Consider the following 18,890-nt stretch of genomic DNA (forward strand, 5'->3'; position numbering starts at 1 on the left):
ATCCCCGTGTCGCGAAACCGCCAGTGCCGGGATGCGCGCTCGCGTTAGCCTCGGACCATGACGACCCCCACCGCTCCCCCCGTGGGCCTGCTCACCATCGACTCCCCGCTCGGCCGCATCGCCCTCCAGGGCGACGCGCAGGCCGTGACGCGGCTCGAGATCGCGACGGGCGGCCACCTCTCGACCGAGGGCGTACCCGACGCCCCGACGCCCGTGCTGCGGCAGGCCGCCGCCGAGCTCGCCGAGTACTTCTCGGGCCGGCGCACCGCGTTCGACGTGCCCGTGCGGGTGCACGGCACGCCCTTCCAGCAGGCGATCTGGCAGCAGCTGCGCGAGATCCCCTTCGGCGCGGTGCGCGGCTACGGTGAGCTCGGGCGCGCAACCGGCCGGCCCACCGCCGGCCGCGCGGTCGGCGGTGCGGTCGGGGCGAACCCTGTGCCGCTGCTCATCCCCTGCCATCGCGTGCTCGCGAGCGACGCCCGCATCACCGGCTACAGCGCCGGCGACGGAATTCCGACGAAGGTCTGGCTGCTCGATCACGAAGGCATCGCGCACCGATGACCGCGCCCTCCGTGCGGGTCGGCGCCGACGGAGTGGCGCGCTGCGCCTGGGTCGGCGCCGATGCCCTCTACGAGCGTTATCACGACGAGGAGTGGGGCGTCGCGCTGCACGGCGATCGCGCCCTGTTCGAGAAGCTCACGCTCGAGGCCTTTCAGAGCGGACTGTCGTGGATCACGATCCTGCGTCGGCGCGAGGGCTTCCGGAGGGCCTTCGACGGTTTCGACTGGCACCGCATCGCGGCCTACGGCGACGACGAGGTGCGGCGGCTGCTCGCAGACGACGGCATCATCCGCAACCGGGCCAAGATCGAGGCGACCATCGCGAACGCCCGCGTTCTCGTCGCGTGGCTCGACGCCGAGCCGGGAGGCCTCGACGCCCTCGTCTGGTCGCACGCGCAGCCGCGACGAGACGCGGCACCCGCGACACTCGCCGCGGTGCCCGCCCAGACCGAGCATTCGCGCGCCCTCGCCCAGTCGCTCAAGAGCCGGGGGCTGCGCTTCGTGGGGCCCACGACGGCCTACGCGCTCATGCAATCGGCGGGGCTCGTCGACGACCACGTCGCGGGCTGCTGGCGCGCGGTCTGACGCCCCCGGCTCAGCGCGGGGGAAGCGTTCCCGGCACGACGAGTTCGAGCTCGCCGGGCCGGGAGCGGCGCAACGGCCACCCGAGCGCGGTCGAGATCGCGCACAACTCGTCGACCGACGCGGGCACGGGGCCGTGCTGCAACAGGGCCCGCAGGTACTCGCCCTTGCCCTTCTTGTTGAAGTGGTTGAGCGCGCGCGCCACGCCGTCGTCGCCGATCGCGACCACGCGGACGAACAGTGCGTCGTCACGGGCGGGCAACGGGCCGAGCGCTGCATAGCCCTCCGACCGCAAGTCGATGAACGGCCCCTCACAGGCGGCGAGCACGGCGGCGTTGGCGGGCGCCCAGTGCGAGCGCAGCACGAGGCCCGGCAGGCGGGTGTCGTGCGAGAGGCGGTAGGCGGGCACGGCGTCGTCGGCCGCCACGAGTCCGAACAGGGCCGAGTGCACCATGAGGTGCCGGGATGCTCGCGCGCGCGCATCCGCCCCCCACGACCCCACGTCGAGCGCGTCGTACAGCACGCCCGTGTAGCGCTCGATCGCCGGCATCGTGCCGCTGCGCTCGAGCTGCCGGTTTCGCGCGAGTTCGAGCGGCGCGGCCTTGGCGCCGAGCTTGAGGGCTCGCGCGGCCGCCGCGTCGTCGGTCGAGAGCTGTGCGAGAGCGTCGAGCACCGCGCGCCGGGCATCCGTCAGCATCGGGAACGACAGCGCGGCGAGGTCGAGCGGGGCGCCGAGACCTCCGTCGCGCTTGGTCTCAGAGGGGGGCAGCAGGAAGCGCATCAGGCGCGCACGAAGGCCGCCGCGCGCTCGACGAGCGCGGCGAGCGGCTGCACGGTGTCGAGCGTGAGGCGGGGTCGCTGCTCGGCGATCCCCGACCAGGGGGCGTACTCGTCGAGGCTCTGCTCGACGGCGTGCCACGTCGGCTCGGCGATGTGCGCGAGGTCGCGGCGACGCTGCTCGAGACGCTGGCGGTGCACCGCCGGGTCGCTGCACACCGTCTCGATGAACCGCACGTCGACACCGAGCCGCTCGCCCAGCAGCACCCACTGCTCGCGGGCGGGTGAGACCGCGTTGACGGCGTCGATGATGACGCTCTGCCCCGAGCGCAGCACGGCGTCGGCGATCGTCTCGGCCACGAGGTAGGCGGCCAGCCCGGTCGGCTGGTCGGCGTCGATGCCCGCGCGCAGGATCGCCGACTCGAGCGGGTCGACCGAGACCACGGGCACGCCGACGAGGCGCGCGAGTTCGTCGGCCACCGCACTCTTGCCCGAGCCCGGCAGGCCCGCCATCGCGACGAGCACGACGCCCTCTCCGACCGAGCTAGACGAGCGCGGCGGCGCCCGCGACGATCGTCACGGTGTTGTTCTCGACCGAGAGGAAGCCGTCTTCCGCCTGCGCGACGATGACAGCGCCCTCGGTCGGCGTGACGCGCACCTCGCCGGCGCTCAGGATGCCGAGCAGGGGCTCGTGACCGGGCAGGATGCCGATCTCGCCCTCGGTCGTACGCGCGACGATCTGCTTCGCCGTGCCCGACCACACCTCGCGGTCGGCCGAGACGACGCTCACCGTGAGCTCGGCCATGACTAGCCGTTCTCCTTCTGGATCTGCGCCCAGCGCTCTTCGACGTCGCTGATGGCACCGACGTTGAAGAAGGCCTGCTCGGCCACGTGGTCGAACTCGCCCTTCGCGATCGCGTCGAACGACTCGATCGTGTCCTTGAGCGGCACGGTCGAGCCCTCGACACCCGTGAACTTCTTGGCCATGTAGGTGTTCTGCGAGAGGAACTGCTGGATGCGGCGCGCCCGCGACACCGTGATCTTGTCCTCTTCCGACAGCTCGTCGACACCGAGGATCGCGATGATCTCCTGCAGCTCCTTGTTCTTCTGCAGGATCTGCTTGACCGTCGTCGCCACGCGGTAGTGGTCCTCGCCGATGTAGAGCGGGTCGAGGATACGGCTCGTCGAGGTCAGCGGGTCGACGGCCGGGTAGAGGCCCTTCGACGCGATCTCACGGCTGAGCTCGGTCGTCGCGTCGAGGTGCGCGAAGGTCGTCGCCGGGGCCGGGTCGGTGTAGTCGTCGGCGGGAACGTAGATCGCCTGCAGCGAGGTGATCGAGTGGCCGCGCGTCGAGGTGATGCGCTCCTGCAGGATGCCCATCTCGTCAGCGAGGTTGGGCTGGTAGCCCACGGCCGACGGCATGCGGCCGAGCAGCGTCGACACCTCGGAGCCGGCCTGCGTGAACCGGAAGATGTTGTCGATGAAGAGCAGCACGTCCTGGTTCTGCACATCGCGGAAGTACTCCGCCATGGTCAGCGCCGAGAGGGCGACGCGCAGACGGGTTCCCGGGGGCTCGTCCATCTGGCCGAAGACGAGGGCGGTCTTGTCGAAGACACCCGCCTCCTCCATCTCGTGGATGAGGTCGTTGCCCTCACGAGTGCGCTCACCGACACCGGCGAACACCGACACACCGCCGTGGTCTTGCGCCACGCGCTGGATCATCTCCTGGATGAGAACGGTCTTGCCGACGCCGGCACCGCCGAAGAGGCCGATCTTGCCACCGAGCACGTAGGGCGTGAGCAGGTCGATGACCTTGATGCCCGTCTCGAACAGCTGGGTCTTCGACTCGAGCTGGTCGAACGCCGGCGGCTTGCGGTGAATCGGCCAGCGCTCGGAGACCTCGATGGTCTCGCCCGGCGCGCCGTTGAGCACGTCGCCCGTGACGTTGAAGACCTTGCCCTTGGTGACGTCACCCACGGGCACCGTGATGGGAGAGCCCGAGTCGCGCACCTCCTGGCCGCGCACGAGGCCGTCGGTCGGCTTGAGCGCGATCGCGCGCACGAGGTCGTCACCGAGGTGCTGAGCGACCTCGAGCACGAGCTCGGTCGACTCGCCATCGATCGTGATCGTGGTCGAGAGCGCGTTGTAGATGCCGGGGATGGCGTCGTGCGGGAACTCGATGTCGACGACCGGGCCGGTCACGCGGGCGATGCGCCCGACTCCTGCGGAGGCAGCCTTCGCGGCCGGGGCCTTCTTGGTTGCGGTAGCCATGGTTTCTCTTCCTGTCGTCTCTGTGTGTGTCGGTGCGCGGTCGAGCCGCAGCTACTTCGAGCCGAGTGCGTCGGCGCCGCCGACGATCTCGGAAATCTGCTGGGTGATCTCCGCCTGGCGAGCGTTGTTCGCCAGTCGGGTGTAGTCGGTGATGAGCTTGTCGGCATTGTCGCTCGCCGACTTCATCGCCTTCTGACGGGCGGCGTGCTCAGAGGCGGCCGACTGCAGCATGGCGTTGAAGATGCGGCTCTCGATGTAGACCGGCAGCAGCGCGTCGAGCACCTTGTCGACCTCGGGCTCGAACTCGTAGAGCGGCAGCACGTCGGTCGATCCGGGCTCGTCGACGCCATCGACGACCTCGAGCGGCAGCACGCGCACGATCTCGGGGGTCTGCGTCACGAGGCTCACGAAGCGGTTGTAGACGATGTGGATCTCGTCGACGCCGCCGTCGGTGCCGCCGCGCACGAAAGCCTCGACGAGCGTGTCGGCGATCTCCTTGGCGGTGGCGAACTCAGGCTGGTCGGTGTTGCCCGTCCACTGCTTCTCGACCGCGCGGCGGCGGAAGGCGTAGTACGAGACCGCCTTGCGACCGATGAGGTAGGTGACGACCTCGCGGCCCTCGTCCTCCAACCGGGTGCGCAACTCGTTCGCTTCGCGGATCGCCTGCGAGCTGAACGCGCCGGCGAGACCGCGGTCGGAGGTGAAGACCACCACGGCGGCGCGCGTCGGGTTCTCGCGCTCCGTCGTCAGCACGTGGTCGACGTTCGAGTAGGTGGCCACGGCCGAGACGGCGCGCGTGACGGCGCGCGCGTACGGGCCGGATGCCGCCATCCGCGCCTGCGCCTTCTGGATCCGCGAGGCGGAGATGAGCTCCATCGCGCGCGTGATCTTCTTGGTCGTCTGGGCAGAACGGATCTTCTGCCGGTAGACCCGAAGTTGCGCTCCCATGGTTGGTTTCCGTTTCTTGGTCGGTGCTGTCGTGGTCGATCGCCGGGGATGGGGCGGGCGCGAAGCGCCCGCCCGGAGCCCTACTTCTTGCGGCGGACGATCTTCTCCTGGTTGATGTCTTCCGCCTCAACGGCGTCGAACTGCTCGCTGCCGGCGTGCACGCCGCCCTCTTCGCCGCCCTGGAAGGCGACGACGAAGGCGTCGACAGCCTTCTCGAGCTCGGCCTCGGTCGCGTCGTCGAGCACGTTCGTCTCGCGCAGCGTCGTGAGGATCGAGGTGTTGCGGCGCAAGTGGTCGAGCAGCTCGGCCTCGAAGCGCAGCACGTCGTCGACGTCGACCGTGTCGAGCTTGCCCTTGGTGCCGGCCCAGATCGAGACGACCTGCTCCTCGACGGGGTAGGGCGAGTACTGCGGCTGCTTGAGCAGCTCGGTGAGGCGGGCACCCCGCGAGAGCTGACGGCGGCTGGCCGCGTCGAGGTCGCTCGCGAACATCGCGAACGCCTGCAGCGAGCGGTACTGCGCGAGCTCGAGCTTCAAGGTGCCGGAGACCTTCTTGATGCTCTTGACCTGGGCGTCGCCACCGACACGCGAGACCGAGATGCCGACGTCGACCGCGGGACGCTGGTTGGCGTTGAACAGGTCGGACTGCAGGAAGATCTGGCCGTCGGTGATCGAGATCACGTTGGTCGGGATGTACGCCGAGACGTCGTTGGCCTTCGTCTCGATGATCGGCAGACCCGTCATCGAGCCGGCGCCGAGCTCGTCCGAGAGCTTGGCGCAACGCTCGAGCAGACGGGAGTGCAAGTAGAAGACGTCGCCCGGGTAGGCCTCGCGCCCCGGCGGGCGGCGCAGCAGCAGCGAGACGGCACGGTAGGCCTCGGCCTGCTTCGACAGGTCGTCGAAGATGATGAGCACGTGCTTGCCGCCGTACATCCAGTGCTGGCCGATGGCCGAGCCCGTGTAGGGGGCGAGGTACTTGAAGCCTGCGGGGTCGGAGGCGGGAGCCGCAACGATCGTCGTGTACTCCATCGCGCCGGCCTCTTCGAGCGCGCCCTTCACGGCCGCGATCGTCGAGCCCTTCTGGCCGATGGCGACGTAGATGCAGCGCACCTGCTTGTTGGCGTCGCCCGACTCCCAGTTGGCCTTCTGGTTGATGATCGTGTCGATCGCGATGGCCGTCTTGCCGGTCTGGCGGTCGCCGATGATGAGCTGACGCTGGCCGCGGCCGACGGGGATCATGGCGTCGATGGCCTTGATGCCGGTCTGCAGGGGCTCGTGCACGCTCTTGCGCTGCATCACGCCGGGCGCCTGCAGCTCGAGGGCGCGGCGGCCCTCGCTCGCGATCTCGCCGAGGCCATCGATGGGGGCGCCGAGCGGGTCGACGACGCGGCCGAGGTAGGCGTCGCCCACGGGCACCGAGAGCACCTCGCCCGTGCGGGTGACCTCCATGCCCTCGACGATGCCGGTGAACTCGCCGAGCACGACGACGCCGATCTCGTTCTCGTCGAGGTTCTGAGCCAGGCCCAGGGTGCCGTCGGAGAAACGGATGAGCTCGTTGGCCATGACGCCCGGAAGGCCCTCGACGTGCGCGATGCCGTCAGCGGCATCGATGACGTGACCGACCTCGGTGGCGACGGCCGTGCCCGGGGCGTAGGACTTCGCGAAGTTCTTCAGCGCGTCGCGGATCTCGTCCGGGCTGATCGTGAGTTCTGCCATGTTCTTCCCTTTTCGTTCGAGCACCGTTGCGGGTGCTCGTCTGGTATCTGGTGGGCTGCGCCTAACCGGCCAGCTGAAGCTTCACATCGGCCAGTCGCGAGGCGATGCTGCCGTCGATGACCTCATCGCCGACCTGCACGCGCACGCCGCCCACGAGGGAGGCGTCGACGACCTGGTTGACCACGTGGTCGCGGCCGTAACGGCGCGCGATGCTCGCCGTCACCGCCGAGATCTGCGCCGCCGAGAGCGGACGGGCGACCGTGACGGTCGCGACGCCCTTGCCGGCGGTGTCGGCGACGATGGCCGCAGCACCGCGGACGAGCTCGCCGATCCGGCGGCCGCGCGGCTGCTGCACGAGGTGCCCCGCGATCGCGAGGGTCTGAGCCGAGGCGCTGCCGCCGAGCAGGCTCTGCACGAGGCTGAGCTTGCCGGCCGCGGAGTCGCGCTTGCTGCCGATCGCGAGCTCGAGCTCCGCATCCGAGGTCACGGCCCGGCCGAACTCGAAGAGCTCGGCCTCAATCGCACCGGGCGTCGTCGCGGTGGTCGCGATGGCCCGGATGCCCAGCTCTTCGAGACCGGCGAGCACGTCGTCTCCGCTCGACCAGCGGCTGCTCACGACGACGTCGACGAGACCACGAGCGGTCGGGCCGATCTCGCCGAACACCGCGGCGACGAGCGCCTTCGTGCCGGCGGCGTCGCCCGAGGGGTTCGCGAGCGCGCTGAGGAGCTGCGTCGAGCCGCCGATCGTGCGCGCGGCGGCGAGCAGCTGCTCGCCCGTCGCCAGATCAACGCCCTTCGCGGCGGCCAGCGCGGAGCGGGCCGTCTGGAGGGAACTGCGCGTCGCGGACCCCATCGCTACTTGGCCGCCTTCTTCGACGTGGCGGTGTCGTTCTCGAGGTCGGCGAGGAAGCGGTCGACGAGCGCGGTTGCGCGCTTGTCGTCGGCGAGGCTCTCGCCGATCACGCCGCTCGCGAGGTCGAGAGCGAGCGAACCGACCTCGGCGCGCAGCGACACGAGCGCCGCCTGGCGCTCAGCCTCGATCTGCTGCTGAGCCGTCGCGGTGACGCGAGCGGCCTCGACCTGCGCGGCCTCCTTGAGCTCGGCGAGGATGGCGTTGCCCTCGGCACGCGCCTGCTCGCGGATCTTCGCCGCCTCGGCGCGACCCTCGGCGAGCAGCGCGTTGTACTGCTCGAGGGCGGCCTTGGCCTCGGCCTGCGCCGACTCCGCCTTCTCGATGCCGCCCTCGATAAGGGCTGCGCGCTCGTCGAGCGTCTTCTGCATGCGCGGCAGCACCACGCGCCAGAAGAGCAGCAGGACGAGGATGAAGGGGATCAGCGAGTAGACGATGTCGTACCACGCCGGAAGCAGCGGGTTCGGCGTCTCTTCCGCCGCGATGATGAGCTCTGCGAGCATGACGGAATCCCTAGTTCGTGAAGATGAAGTACGTCGCGATGCCGATGAACGCGAGCGCCTCGGTGAAGGCGATACCGATGTACATGAGCACCGTCAGGCGGCCCTGCAGCTCGGGCTGACGGGCGACCGACTCGATCGTCTTGCCGACGACGATGCCGACGCCGATACCGGCACCGATGGCCGAGAGGCCGTAGCCGACGGTCGCGATGTTGCCGTTGATCTCAGCGAGAACCGTGTTTGCGTCCACGAGGGGTGTTTCCTTCCGTATCGGAACCGGGCGTGCGGATGCGCGCCCGGAGGGTCGTTTCTAGTGCTCGTCTGCCAGCGCGAGCTGGATGTAGACAGTGGTCAGGAGGGCGAAGACGTAGGCCTGCAGCACCGAGACGAGGATCTCGAAGAACGTGAAGGCCGTGCCGAACGCGAGCGTCACCGCACTCGCCGCGATCCACCAGCCGCCCAGCTCGACCATGAAGAAGGCCGTGGCCGAGAAGAAGAGCACGAGCAGCAGGTGGCCGACGATCATGTTCATGAGCAGTCGGAGCGTGAGCGTGACGGGCCGCAGCACGAACATCGACACGAACTCGATCGGCGTGACGATGATGTAGAGGAACGGCGGAACGCCGGGCGGGAAGAGCGCGTTGCGCAGGAACGCCCACGGGTGCTTGCGCAGCCCGGCCCAGATGAACGCGATGTACGCCGCGACGGCGAGCACGAGGGGCATGCCGATGACGGAGTTCGCCGAGATGTTGATGCCGGGCACGATGCCCGTGAGGTTCATGAACAGCACGAGGAAGAAGATCGTCGTGATGAGCGGCAGGAACCGCTTGCCGTCTTTCTGCCCGAGCAGGTCTTCGACGATGCTCTTGCGCACGAACTCGAGGCCCATCTCGATCGTGCCCTGGAAGCGGCCCGGGACGAGCTGCATCTTGCGGGTACCGAGCCAGAACAGGATGAAGATGAGGGCGACGATGACGAGCCGCAGCAGCATGATGCGATTCATCTCGAAGAACTCGTTGCCCTCGAAGAAGATGGCCGGCGGGAAGAAGTCGAGGATCGACGGCCCCTTGAACTCCGGAGCATCCGTCGCGGGAGCGGTCGCGAAAGCGAGGGCGGGGATCAGGGCGGCAGCGCTCAGGGGAGTCTCCAGCATCGGGGCGAAACGGTCGGCTTCGCGGCGATCGGCGGCGGTTCCTCCACCCTACCAAGAGAACCGGGCACCGACGTACGCGGGGCGGCCGATCGGCCGCGCCTCAAAGGCCCTTCTCAGGGCGTGGGCGTCACAGGTCGGGAATCTCGTCTTTGCCCGGCAACCGCACGTCGCTCACATAGGGGACGCGTGAGCGCGTGACGGCGATGATGTCGGTCACGAGCCCGCCGATGACGGCCGCCACGAGGCAGACGAAGAGCACGACCGGTTCGACGAAGGCGGCGTCGCGCAGCGTGAACACGAGCACGAGGAACACGATGAACTTGAGGATCCAGGCGCCGATGACGATGCCGAAGTAGGCGGGCGAGAGCAGGTCGCTGCCCGTGACCCGATCGGCCAGCAGGATGCTCGCCGCGGTCAGCGCGAGGAACACGAAGCCCATGCCCGCGCCGATGAGGGCGCTCAGCATGCCGGGCAGCTCGGCGACGAGCGCCCCGGCCACGCTGCCGACGATCGCGATCGCGAACGACAGCGCGGCGCCGTAGATAAGAGCTCGGCGCAGCACGGGAGCGGCGGTCGAGGGACGGGGGTCGGGCGACGTGGTCAACGGGACTCCTCGGGTCGGAGAGCAGGGTCGGCAGGGGCGGTCGGAGGGTCGATGAGGCCCGTGGCGACGGCCTCGGCGTCGAGCGACTCGTCATCGAGCGCATCGGGCGCGGCGGCATCCAGCGGATCGAAGCGTGCGAGCGCCTCCTCGCTCTCGGGCGCCGACTGCGCGACCGCCTCGATGCGCTTGCGGCGACTCAGCGGGGCGAGGGTGACGAGGGTGCAGGCCACGAGGCCGACCACCATGGCGGTGAGCGCCCACCACCACGTCCAGAACAGGAACAGGAGGGCGCCGAAGGCGACGACGGCCGTCCACGCGTAGAAGATCAGCACGGCGTGGAAGTGCGAGTGCCCCATGTCGAGCAGGCGGTGGTGCAGGTGCTTGCGGTCGGCGCTGAACGGCGACTTGCCCGCGCGCAGGCGGCGCAGCACCGCGAGGCCGAAGTCGAGCAGCGGCACGATGAGCACGGCGAAGGGCAGCAGCAGCGGGATGAAGGCGGGCACGAGCTGGCTGCGGTCGATGCCCGGGTCGATCTGCCCCGTGACCGAGATCGTCGAGACGGCCATGAGCATGCCGACGACGAGGGCTCCCCCGTCGCCCATGAAGATCTTCGCCGGGTGCCAGTTGAAGGGAAGGAAGCCCGCGGTGGCCCCGAGCAGCACGGCCATGACGAGCGAGGCGAGGTTGAACGCGGTCTGCGCCGTGTCGATCGAGAGCAGGTAGCTGTAGATGAAGAAGACCGTGCCCGCGATGATCGTGACGCCCGCAACGAGGCCGTCGAGTCCGTCGATGAAGTTGACGGCGTTCATCACGAGCACGACCGCGAGCACGGTCACCACGAGCGACAGCGTCGGCGACAGCACCGTGATGCCGCCGTCGGGGCCGACTGGCAGCGAGGTCAGCTGCAGGCTCGACCAGGCGAGGAATCCGGCGATGAGCAGCTGGCCGGCGAGCTTCGTCATCCAGTCGAGGTCGTAGAGGTCGTCGACGACGCCGAGGCCGAGCATGATGAGCGCCGAGGCGATGATCGCGATGATCGGGAACGGGTCGGCGTAGACGAGGTCGAACCAGCTGATCTGCGAGGCGATCGCGAGGGCCACGACGATGCCGATGACGATCGCGATGCCGCCGAGGCGCGGCGTCGGCGTCGTGTGCACATCGCGCTCCCGGATGCCCGGGTACAGCTTGAAGCGATGGCTCAGCCGCAGCACCCCCCAGGAGGCGCCGAAGCTCACGAGGCCCGCGATGAGGGCCACGAGCAGGTAGAAGGTCACGACACCAGCTCGGCGCCGACGACGCGGATGATCTCGTCGTCGGGGATCACGCCGTGGCGCACGATGCGCAGCTTGCCCTCGGGCAGGTGCAGGCTCGTGGCGTCGACGATCGTCGAGCCCGGGTCGGCGCCGGCGGGCAGCACGGCCCCGACCGCACCGCCGTCGAGGTACACGCTGACGCGGTCGCCGAGCATGGCGAGCGCCTCCTGTGCGGTCGTCGCGGCGGGCATTCCGCTGATGTTGGCGCTCGACACGGCGAGCGGGCCGGTGTCGGCGAGCAGGTGCAGGGCGTGCCGGTTATCGGGCATGCGCAGGGCGACGGTGCCGCGCGTCTCGCCGAGGTCCCAGGCGAGCGACTCGCGCGCCTCGACGATGACGGTGAGGCCACCGGGCCAGAACTGCTTCACGAGCTTCTCGACCACCTCGGGCACGTTCTCGGCGAGCGCGGTGAGGGTGGGAATACCCGGAATCAGCACGGGCGGGGGGGCATCGCGCCCGCGCTCTTTGGCATCGAGCAGGCGCTGCACCGCTGCGGGGCGGAATGCGTCGGCCGCGAGCCCGTAGACGGTGTCGGTCGGGATGACGACCAGCTCACCACGGCCGATGGCGCCGCGCGCCGCCCGCAGACCCTCGAGCAGCTCGCTCTCGACAGAGCAGTCGTACACGGTGGTCATGATGCGTTCATCGTACTGGGGCAGACTGAGCAGCGTGACCCTGCTCTTCGTGTTCGACATGGATGATGTTCTCTACGACTACGACTGGCGCGCGCGCATGCAGTCGCTCACCGCGGTCACCGGCCACGACCTGCACGAGCTGCGCCGCCGGTGGTGGATCAGCGGCATGGAGTGGAAGGCCGAGGCCGGCGACCCGAGCGACCCGGACGAGTATCTGGCGATGGTCACCGAGACCATCGGCGCGCCGATTTCGCGCGACGAGTGGGTGCGCATCCGCGCCGAGGCGACGCACGCGCGGCCCGCCGCCCTCGAGGCCGTGCGCCGCGCCGCCGAGCTGGGACAGGTCGCGCTGCTGACCAACAACGGCATCCTCATCCACCACCACCTGCACGAGGTGGCGCCCGAGCTCGTGGGCATCATGGGGCGCGAGCACATGCACGCCTCGGCCGCGTTCGGGGCGCGCAAGCCCGATCCGCTCGTCTACGAGCGCATCATCGCCCACTACGGCGCCTCGGCCGCCGACACCTTCTTCACGGATGACCGCACCGAGAACATCGAGGGCGCGGAGTCGATCGGCATCACCGCGCACCTCTACGTCGACGAAGCGTCGCTGCGTGCGGCGATCGAGGCGTTCGCAGCCGAGGCGCGGGCGGCCTGATGCTGCACCTCGGCGTCATCGCGACCTCGCGCAAGCCCGACGAGCACCGGCTGCCGATCCACCCCGGGCACCTCGAGCGCATCGACGCCGACCTGCGTGCGGCCATGACCCTCGAGCGCGGCTACGGCGCGCGGTTCGGCATCGCGGATGCGGAGCTCGAGCCCCTCGTCGGCCCCCTCGTCGACCGCGCCGAGGTCATCGCCCGGTCCGACGTCGTGCTGCTGCCGAAGCCGCAAGCCGCCGACCTCGCGGACCTTCGCGAGGGCCAGACGCTGTGGGGCTGGCCGCACTGCGTGCAAGACCGTGCCATCACGCAGCTCGCGATCGACAAGCACCTCACCCTCATCGCGTGGGAGGCGATGAACCACTGGCGCTCCGACGGCAGCTTCGGGTTGCACGTCTTCCACAAGAACAATGAGCTGGCGGGCTACTGCTCGGTCATCCACGCGCTGCAGCTGTGCGGCTCGACGGGCGACTACGGCCGACGACTGACGGCGGTCGTGATCGGATTCGGGGCGACCGCGCGCGGCGCGGTGACGGCGCTCAATGCGCACGGCATCCACGATGTGCGCGTGCTCACGAACCGCGACATCGCTGCTGTCAGCGCACCCATCCCCTCCGTCGACATCGTGCAGTTCGAGCACGACGACGACCCCGCGGTCGGCAGCACGGTCAACACCGACGAGGGGCCGGTGGCGCTCGCGGTGTATCTCGCCGAGAACGACATCGTCGTCAACTGCACGCTGCAGGACCCGAACGACCCCCTGACCTACCTGATGCTTGACGACCTCGACGCGTTCCGGCCCGGCAGCCTCATCGTCGACGTGTCGATCGACGAAGGCATGGGCTTCAGCTGGGCGCGCGCCACCTCGTTCGCCGAGCCGATGATCACGGTCGGCGACTCGACCAACTACTACGCCGTCGACCACAGCCCCTCGCTGCTCTGGAACTCGACGACGTGGGAGATCAGCGAAGCGCTCCTGCCCTTCCTCCGCACGGTCATGGAGGGGCCGGCGTCGTGGGCGGCGTCGGACACCATTCGGCGCGCGATCGAGATCGAGGATGGCCGCGTGCGCAACGAGGCGATCCTGACGTTCCAGGGGCGGTCGGCCGAGTACCCGTACCCGGCCAACTCAGGCTTGTAGGCGCGGCAATACTCCGTAGAGGAAGCTCACTACTCCCATCAACAACATTCCCCCGCCGACGATTCGGAACTGGGTCGGCGTTGAGTTCTTTGATGCCTTGAGCGATGAACGAGTCGAGGCGGATTCCAGCAGCTTCCGGTTGGCATCGGCGACCCGCGCCGCGAAGACCAGCACGAGTGCTCCGATCACCACCATTGCCACCGTTACGAGCACAACTACCGGATTGAGCTGGTCCAAGGCTCCTCACCCTCCGAGTCGGGAGATACGTCGATGACGAGCCGGCGCACGATCTCGGGGATGCGGATCGTCACGGCGGCCCAGAACAGGTCGTCGTTCATGCCGACGTAGCCGGCGTGCGCGGCGATGTTGCGCGTCGCCTTGATCGCGGTGATCTCGTCGGTAGTCAGCTTCTCGGCGCGCGGGGCGAACTCGGGGCGCTCGAGCAGGGCCGCGAGCCGAATGACGACCATGCTCGCGACGTCGTAGTGTGCTGCTCCCTCGGCGAACGTCTCGCGGCCAGACTCGCTCACGAGCGAGCACCGCTGCAAGATGCGGCGCAGTTCCTCCTGGATGTTCTGCGCGTCAGTGCGGGCCCGACGATCGGTCTCAGCACGAGGGCGCGGCGAAAAGCGGGGCTGGTTCTGGTCGTCGGTCACAATGCGACTGCCTCGAGCGCCGCCTCCGCGGACTGTGGCGAGTCCGCAGTGTCAGCAACGACGTCGACCGGGAATCCTGTGAGGGCGCGCACTTCTTCTGCGAACACGGCGAGGTCGAAGAGGTCGACCCGCGGTCCCGGCGACACGATCAGGTCGATGTCGCTGTCGAAGTGGTCCTCACCACGCACTGTCGAGCCGAAGACCCGCACGCGCTCGATTCCCCGCTGGGCCGCGAGGGCGGTGATCTGCTCAGCACAATCGGCGAGCGGGAGCGACGGCCGGTAGTCGGCCGCGCGCAACACCCGCTCGAGCATCTCGTCCGACGCGGCACGGGTGCCGGCCTCCATCTGCGCCAGGCTCGGCTGGCTCACACCGGCTCGGCGCGCGAGCTCACTCTGCGTGAGCCCCGCGTCGAGCCGAGCCCGGCGGATGAGCTCGCCGGGCTGCGATGTGCTGAAACGGCCCATGCGGTGAATATATCACCGTGCTATCGAGAGGAGACGAGAATCCTCAGCGGTGCGCGGTGGTCGCGCGGTCGCGGCCGAGCAGGTCGCGATGTGAGGCGACCGCGGTGAAGCCCCCCGCGCGCACGATGGTCGCGATGGCCGCGGCCTGCAGCTCGCCGTGCTCGATCACGAGAGTGCCGCCGGGTCGCAGCAGGCGGTGCGCGGTGACGACGAGCGCGCGCACGGCGTCCAGCCCGTCGGCACCCGAGTAGAGAGCGTGCTCCGGGTCGAAGAGGCGCACCTCGGGGTCGCGGGGAACCGCGCCCACGGGGATGTAGGGCGGGTTGGAGGCGACGACGTCGACGGTTCCGTCGAGCTCGGGCACCGCATCCGCGAGATCGGCGAAGACGAGCCGCACGCGATCGTCGCCGTAGCGGCGCACGTTGCGAGTCGTCCAGACGAACGCGGGGGCCGAGTTCTCGACCGCGACGACCTGCGCGTGGGGCACCTCGACAGCCATCGCGAGGGCGATCGCTCCGCTGCCACTGCCGAGATCGACCGCGAGCGGGCTCGCGCTCGGCACGGCCGCGAGGGCGTCGATCGCGAACTGCACGACGAGCTCGGTCTCGGGCCGGGGCACGAACACTCCGGGGCCGACCGCGAGCTCGAGCGTGCGGAACGGCGCGACCCCCGTGATGTGCTGCACGGGCTCGCGCGTCGCGCGGCGCTCGATGTACTCGGTGATCGTCATGACCTGCTCGGCATCGACGGGCGCGCCGATGAGGGCCTTGGCCTGCACCTGCCCGCGGCTCATGCCGAGCACGTGGCCGATGAGCAGGTCGGCGTCAGCCTCGGGCGTCGGCACGCCGGCCTCACCCAGCACGCTGACGGCGTGCGCGCGCAACGTCGCCAGGTCGGGCATGCTCACGGTCGGGGGTCAGGCGTCGGTGTCGCCGAGAGCCGCGAGCCGCGCCTCTTCGTCGAACGAGATGCACGACTCGACCACGGGCGCGAGCGCTCCGTTCATGACGGCGTCGAGGTTGTAGGCCTTGTAGCCCGTGCGGTGATCGGCGATGCGGTTCTCGGGAAAGTTGTAGGTGCGGATGCGCTCCGAGCGGTCCATACCGCGAATCTGGCTCTTGCGGGCATCGCTCGCGACCGCGTCGCGCTCCTCCTGCTGGCGCGCGAGGATGCGGGCGCGCAGCACGCGCATCGCCGCCTCGCGGTTCTGCAGCTGGCTCTTCTCGTTCTGCATCGCCACGACGATGCCCGTGGGCAGGTGGGTGATGCGCACGGCGGAGTCGGTCGTGTTGACCGACTGCCCGCCGGGGCCCGACGAGCGGTAGACGTCGATCTTGAGGTCGTTCTGGTTGATCTCGACCTCTTCGGGCTCATCGACCTCAGGGAAGACGAGCACGCCCGTCGTCGAGGTGTGGATGCGTCCCTGCGACTCCGTCGCCGGCACGCGCTGCACGCGGTGCACGCCGCCCTCGTACTTGAGGCTGGCCCACGGGCCCTCAGCGGGATCGCTCGAGCTGCCCTTGATGGCGACCTGCACGTCTTTGTACCCGCCCATGTCGCTGCGGGTGGCGTCGAGCAGCTCGACCTTCCACCCGCGCGACTCGGCGTAGTAGCTGTACATGCGCAGCAGGTCGGCCGCGAACAGCGCCGACTCCTCGCCGCCCTCGCCACCCTTGATCTCCATGATCACGTCGCGCCCGTCGTCCGGGTCGCGCGGGATCAGGAGCCAGCGCAGCTTCTCGGCGCGCTCGGTCACGGCCTGCTCGAGAGCGGGCACCTCGTCGGCGAACGCCTCGTCGTCCTTCGCGAGCTCACGAGCCGCGACGAGGTCCTCTTCCGACTGCTGCCACTTGCTGTGAGCATCCACGATCTGGCTCAGCTCGGCGTAGCGCCGGTTGAGTTTCTTCGCGCGCGCGGCGTCGGCGTGCACGGCGGGGTCGCCGAGCTGCTCCTGCAACGACTCGTGCTCGGCGATCAGGGCGCCGACCGATTCGAACACGACGCTCAGCTGTCGGCGTGCGTCGACGCCTGCGGCAGCGACTTCTGCACGGCCACCAAGAACTCGACGTTCGAGGCCGTGTCTTTCAGCTTGCCGAGGACGAGTTCGAGCGCCGCTTGCGTGTCGAGGCTCGCGAGCGCACGACGCAGCTGCCACGTGACGCGCACCTCGTCGGCGCCGAGCAGCATCTCTTCGCGGCGCGTGCCCGACGCCGAGATGTCGACGGCCGGGAAGATGCGCTTGTCGGCGAGCTGGCGCGAGAGGCGAAGCTCCATGTTGCCGGTGCCCTTGAACTCCTCGAAGATCACCTCGTCCATCTTCGACCCGGTCTCGACGAGCGCCGTCGCGAGGATGGTGAGCGAGCCACCGTCTTCGATGTTGCGCGCGGCGCCGAAGAAGCGCTTCGGCGGGTACAGCGCGGCCGAGTCGACACCGCCCGAGAGGATGCGCCCGCTCGTCGGTGCCGTCACGTTGTACGCGCGGCCGAGGCGGGTGATCGAGTCGAGCAGCACGACGACGTCGTGCCCGAGCTCGACGAGGCGCTTCGCGCGCTCGATGGCGAGCTCGGCGACCGTCGTGTGGTCCTCCGCGGGGCGGTCGAACGTCGAGGCGATGACCTCGCCCTTGACCGAGCGCTGCATGTCGGTGACCTCTTCGGGGCGCTCGTCGACGAGCACGACCATGAGGTGAACCTCGGGGTTGTTCTTCGCGATCGCGTCGGCAATGGCCTGCAGCACGAGCGTCTTGCCGGCCTTGGGCGGCGAGACGATGAGGCCGCGCTGGCCCTTGCCGATAGGGGCCGCGAGGTCGATGATGCGCGTCGAGAGCGTGCCCGGCGCGGTCTCGAGGCGCAGGCGCTCGGTCGGGTACAGCGGCGTGAGCTTGCTGAACTCAACGCGGGCGGCGGCCTCCTCGACGGTCTGACCGTTGATCGAGTCGACACGCACGAGGGCGTTGTACTTCTGGCGGCCCTGGTTCTCGCCTTCGCGCGGCTGGCGGATCGCACCGACCACCGCGTCACCCTTGCGCAGGCCGTACTTCTTGACCTGGCCGAGCGAGACGTACACGTCGCTCGGGCCCGGCAGGTAGCCGGTGGTGCGCACGAAGGCGTAGTTGTCGAGCACGTCGAGGATGCCCGCCACGGGGATGAGCACGTCGTCGTCGCTGATCTCGGGCTCGAGCTCGTCGCCGCCGGGGCCGCGCTTGCGGTCACGGCCGCGACCGCGGTTGCGGTTGCGACCGTCGGCGTCCTGCTCGGCACGGTCGTTCTGCGGCCCGCGGTTCTGCTCGGCGGCGCGGGCGGTGCCCTCGGCACGCTGCTGCTCACGGGCCGACTGCTGGCCACCGCTCTGCTGCGCGCCGCTCTGCTGGCCGTTGTTCTGCTGGCCACCGTTCTGCTGGCCACCGTTCTGCTGGCCGCGGGCTTCGCCGTTCTCGGCGCGGTCGCCGCGATCGGCACCCCGGCGGTTGCGGTTGCGGCTGCGGTTGCGGCCGCCCGCGGTGGCCGACTCGTCGCCCTCTCCCGGCTCGCCCGCGGCGGAGTCGCCGTCGGTCGACGCGGCTGCCGGGGCGTCGGTCGGCTCAGTGGCCGCGCTGTCGGCACCGGAAGGCTCGGACGCGCTCTCGACCGGGGCCGCGTCGGCAACCGGAAGGGCGGTGAGGGTGTCGCTCGTCACGCGGCGCGAGCCGCGACGGCGCGGGGCCTGGTCGGCGACGGGCGTCGTGGCCTCGGCCTGCTCGACGGGCTCGGCGACGGCGTCGGCGACGGGCTCGGCCGCGGGCTCGACGTTAGGCTCTGCGGCGACGGCCTCGCCGGCGGACTCGGCACGGTTCTGGGTGATCGCGTCCACCAGTTCTCCCTTGCGAAGTTTCGAAACGCCGGCGACACCGAGCTCGGTCGCGAGCAGCTGCAGCTCGGCGAGCTTGAGGGTGCCGAGGTCGGCGGGGGCATCCGCGCTCGAGGCGCGGACGATGGGGTCAGTCACGGGAATTGTTCC

23 protein-coding genes are annotated in these 18,890 nt (G+C 69.7%); 4 read left to right on the forward strand and 19 right to left on the reverse strand.

Annotation, left to right across the window (positions count from 1 at the left end; all coding sequences use genetic code 11):
* Positions 1-57 precede the first annotated feature (57 nt).
* Together NNL39_RS00555 and NNL39_RS00560 are read left to right on the forward strand one after the other, a co-directional pair.
* Positions 58-561 (forward strand): methylated-DNA--[protein]-cysteine S-methyltransferase, encoded by a 504-nt coding sequence (locus NNL39_RS00555; protein WP_255159780.1) that lies wholly within the window; start codon positions 58-60, stop codon positions 559-561.
* The gene (locus NNL39_RS00560) at positions 558-1,145 is read left to right on the forward strand and encodes a DNA-3-methyladenine glycosylase I (protein WP_255159781.1); all 588 of its coding nucleotides are present in this window, start codon (positions 558-560) and stop codon (positions 1,143-1,145) included. Before NNL39_RS00555 ends, NNL39_RS00560 begins: the two co-directional genes overlap by 4 nt.
* Before the next feature lie 10 nt (positions 1,146-1,155).
* Here NNL39_RS00560 and NNL39_RS00565 read toward each other — a convergent pair whose 3' ends face one another.
* The 13 genes from NNL39_RS00565 to NNL39_RS00625 all read right to left on the reverse strand — a co-directional run bounded on the left by NNL39_RS00565 (position 1,156) and on the right by NNL39_RS00625 (position 11,968).
* Positions 1,156-1,923, reverse strand: a complete 768-nt coding sequence (locus NNL39_RS00565) for a YaaA family protein (protein WP_255159782.1) — start codon at positions 1,921-1,923, stop codon at positions 1,156-1,158.
* Positions 1,923-2,444 (reverse strand): AAA family ATPase, encoded by a 522-nt coding sequence (locus tag NNL39_RS00570; protein WP_255159783.1) that lies wholly within the window; start codon positions 2,442-2,444, stop codon positions 1,923-1,925. The genes NNL39_RS00565 and NNL39_RS00570 overlap by 1 nt, the downstream gene beginning before the upstream one ends.
* 19 nt (positions 2,445-2,463) lie before the next feature.
* A complete protein-coding gene (locus NNL39_RS00575; RefSeq protein WP_255159784.1) occupies positions 2,464-2,724 on the reverse strand; it encodes a F0F1 ATP synthase subunit epsilon in 261 nt (86 codons plus the stop codon).
* A 2-nt stretch (positions 2,725-2,726) separates the two neighbouring features.
* Positions 2,727-4,190, reverse strand: coding sequence for a F0F1 ATP synthase subunit beta (gene atpD, locus NNL39_RS00580; protein ID WP_255159785.1), 1,464 nt, complete (start codon positions 4,188-4,190; stop codon positions 2,727-2,729).
* A 51-nt stretch (positions 4,191-4,241) separates the two neighbouring features.
* Positions 4,242-5,138 carry a F0F1 ATP synthase subunit gamma gene (locus NNL39_RS00585; protein ID WP_255159786.1) on the reverse strand — a complete coding sequence of 299 codons (897 nt, stop codon included), beginning with the start codon at positions 5,136-5,138 and terminating at the stop codon, positions 4,242-4,244.
* A gap of 80 nt (positions 5,139-5,218) precedes the next feature.
* Positions 5,219-6,853: a F0F1 ATP synthase subunit alpha gene (atpA, locus tag NNL39_RS00590; RefSeq protein WP_255159787.1), complete on the reverse strand. Its 1,635-nt coding sequence runs from the start codon at positions 6,851-6,853 to the stop codon at positions 5,219-5,221.
* A 61-nt stretch (positions 6,854-6,914) separates the two neighbouring features.
* Positions 6,915-7,706: a F0F1 ATP synthase subunit delta gene (locus tag NNL39_RS00595; RefSeq protein WP_255159788.1), complete on the reverse strand. Its 792-nt coding sequence runs from the start codon at positions 7,704-7,706 to the stop codon at positions 6,915-6,917.
* A 2-nt stretch (positions 7,707-7,708) separates the two neighbouring features.
* Positions 7,709-8,266: a F0F1 ATP synthase subunit B gene (locus NNL39_RS00600; RefSeq protein WP_255159789.1), complete on the reverse strand. Its 558-nt coding sequence runs from the start codon at positions 8,264-8,266 to the stop codon at positions 7,709-7,711.
* Positions 8,267-8,276: 10 nt separating this feature from the next.
* Positions 8,277-8,513: an ATP synthase F0 subunit C gene (gene atpE, locus NNL39_RS00605; protein WP_047569154.1), complete on the reverse strand. Its 237-nt coding sequence runs from the start codon at positions 8,511-8,513 to the stop codon at positions 8,277-8,279.
* Positions 8,514-8,573: 60 nt separating this feature from the next.
* Positions 8,574-9,416, reverse strand: coding sequence for a F0F1 ATP synthase subunit A (atpB, locus tag NNL39_RS00610; protein WP_255159790.1), 843 nt, complete (start codon positions 9,414-9,416; stop codon positions 8,574-8,576).
* Between the two features lie 127 nt (positions 9,417-9,543).
* On the reverse strand, positions 9,544-10,020 hold the full coding sequence (locus NNL39_RS00615; protein WP_255159791.1) for a hypothetical protein: 477 nt from the start codon (positions 10,018-10,020) through the stop codon (positions 9,544-9,546).
* Entirely contained in the window at positions 10,017-11,294 is a 1,278-nt protein-coding gene (locus tag NNL39_RS00620; protein WP_255159792.1) for an MraY family glycosyltransferase, read from the reverse strand. Before NNL39_RS00620 ends, NNL39_RS00615 begins: the two co-directional genes overlap by 4 nt.
* Positions 11,291-11,968, reverse strand: a complete 678-nt coding sequence (locus tag NNL39_RS00625) for an L-threonylcarbamoyladenylate synthase (RefSeq protein ID WP_255159793.1) — start codon at positions 11,966-11,968, stop codon at positions 11,291-11,293. Before NNL39_RS00625 ends, NNL39_RS00620 begins: the two co-directional genes overlap by 4 nt.
* Here NNL39_RS00625 and NNL39_RS00630 point away from each other — a divergent pair.
* A complete protein-coding gene (locus NNL39_RS00630) occupies positions 11,967-12,626 on the forward strand; it encodes an HAD family hydrolase (RefSeq protein ID WP_255159794.1) in 660 nt (219 codons plus the stop codon). The genes NNL39_RS00625 and NNL39_RS00630 overlap by 2 nt on opposite strands.
* Complete coding sequence (locus NNL39_RS00635; RefSeq protein ID WP_255159795.1) at positions 12,626-13,771, forward strand: N(5)-(carboxyethyl)ornithine synthase; 1,146 nt, start codon at positions 12,626-12,628, stop codon at positions 13,769-13,771. Before NNL39_RS00630 ends, NNL39_RS00635 begins: the two co-directional genes overlap by 1 nt.
* Here the strand turns inward: NNL39_RS00635 and NNL39_RS00640 are convergent.
* Genes NNL39_RS00640 through rho form a run of 6 tightly spaced genes read right to left on the reverse strand, consistent with a single transcriptional unit; the run spans position 13,760 to position 18,878 of the window.
* A complete protein-coding gene (locus tag NNL39_RS00640; protein ID WP_255159796.1) occupies positions 13,760-14,008 on the reverse strand; it encodes a hypothetical protein in 249 nt (82 codons plus the stop codon). The two genes, NNL39_RS00635 and NNL39_RS00640, sit on opposite strands and share 12 nt — an antisense overlap.
* A complete protein-coding gene (locus NNL39_RS00645) occupies positions 13,987-14,427 on the reverse strand; it encodes a ribonuclease HepT family protein (RefSeq protein ID WP_255159797.1) in 441 nt (146 codons plus the stop codon). Before NNL39_RS00645 ends, NNL39_RS00640 begins: the two co-directional genes overlap by 22 nt.
* Positions 14,424-14,894 carry a helix-turn-helix domain-containing protein gene (locus tag NNL39_RS00650; protein ID WP_255159798.1) on the reverse strand — a complete coding sequence of 157 codons (471 nt, stop codon included), beginning with the start codon at positions 14,892-14,894 and terminating at the stop codon, positions 14,424-14,426. The genes NNL39_RS00645 and NNL39_RS00650 overlap by 4 nt, the downstream gene beginning before the upstream one ends.
* Positions 14,895-14,937: 43 nt before the next feature.
* Positions 14,938-15,795, reverse strand: coding sequence for a peptide chain release factor N(5)-glutamine methyltransferase (gene prmC / locus NNL39_RS00655; RefSeq protein WP_255160966.1), 858 nt, complete (start codon positions 15,793-15,795; stop codon positions 14,938-14,940).
* Between the two features lie 15 nt (positions 15,796-15,810).
* Positions 15,811-16,893: a peptide chain release factor 1 gene (gene prfA / locus NNL39_RS00660; RefSeq protein ID WP_255159799.1), complete on the reverse strand. Its 1,083-nt coding sequence runs from the start codon at positions 16,891-16,893 to the stop codon at positions 15,811-15,813.
* 5 nt (positions 16,894-16,898) lie between these two features.
* Positions 16,899-18,878 (reverse strand): transcription termination factor Rho, encoded by a 1,980-nt coding sequence (rho, locus tag NNL39_RS00665; RefSeq protein ID WP_255159800.1) that lies wholly within the window; start codon positions 18,876-18,878, stop codon positions 16,899-16,901.
* Positions 18,879-18,890 lie beyond the last annotated feature (12 nt).

Origin of the sequence: Microcella humidisoli (assembly GCF_024362325.1) — a bacterium.
Lineage (GTDB): Bacteria > Actinomycetota > Actinomycetes > Actinomycetales > Microbacteriaceae > Microcella > Microcella humidisoli.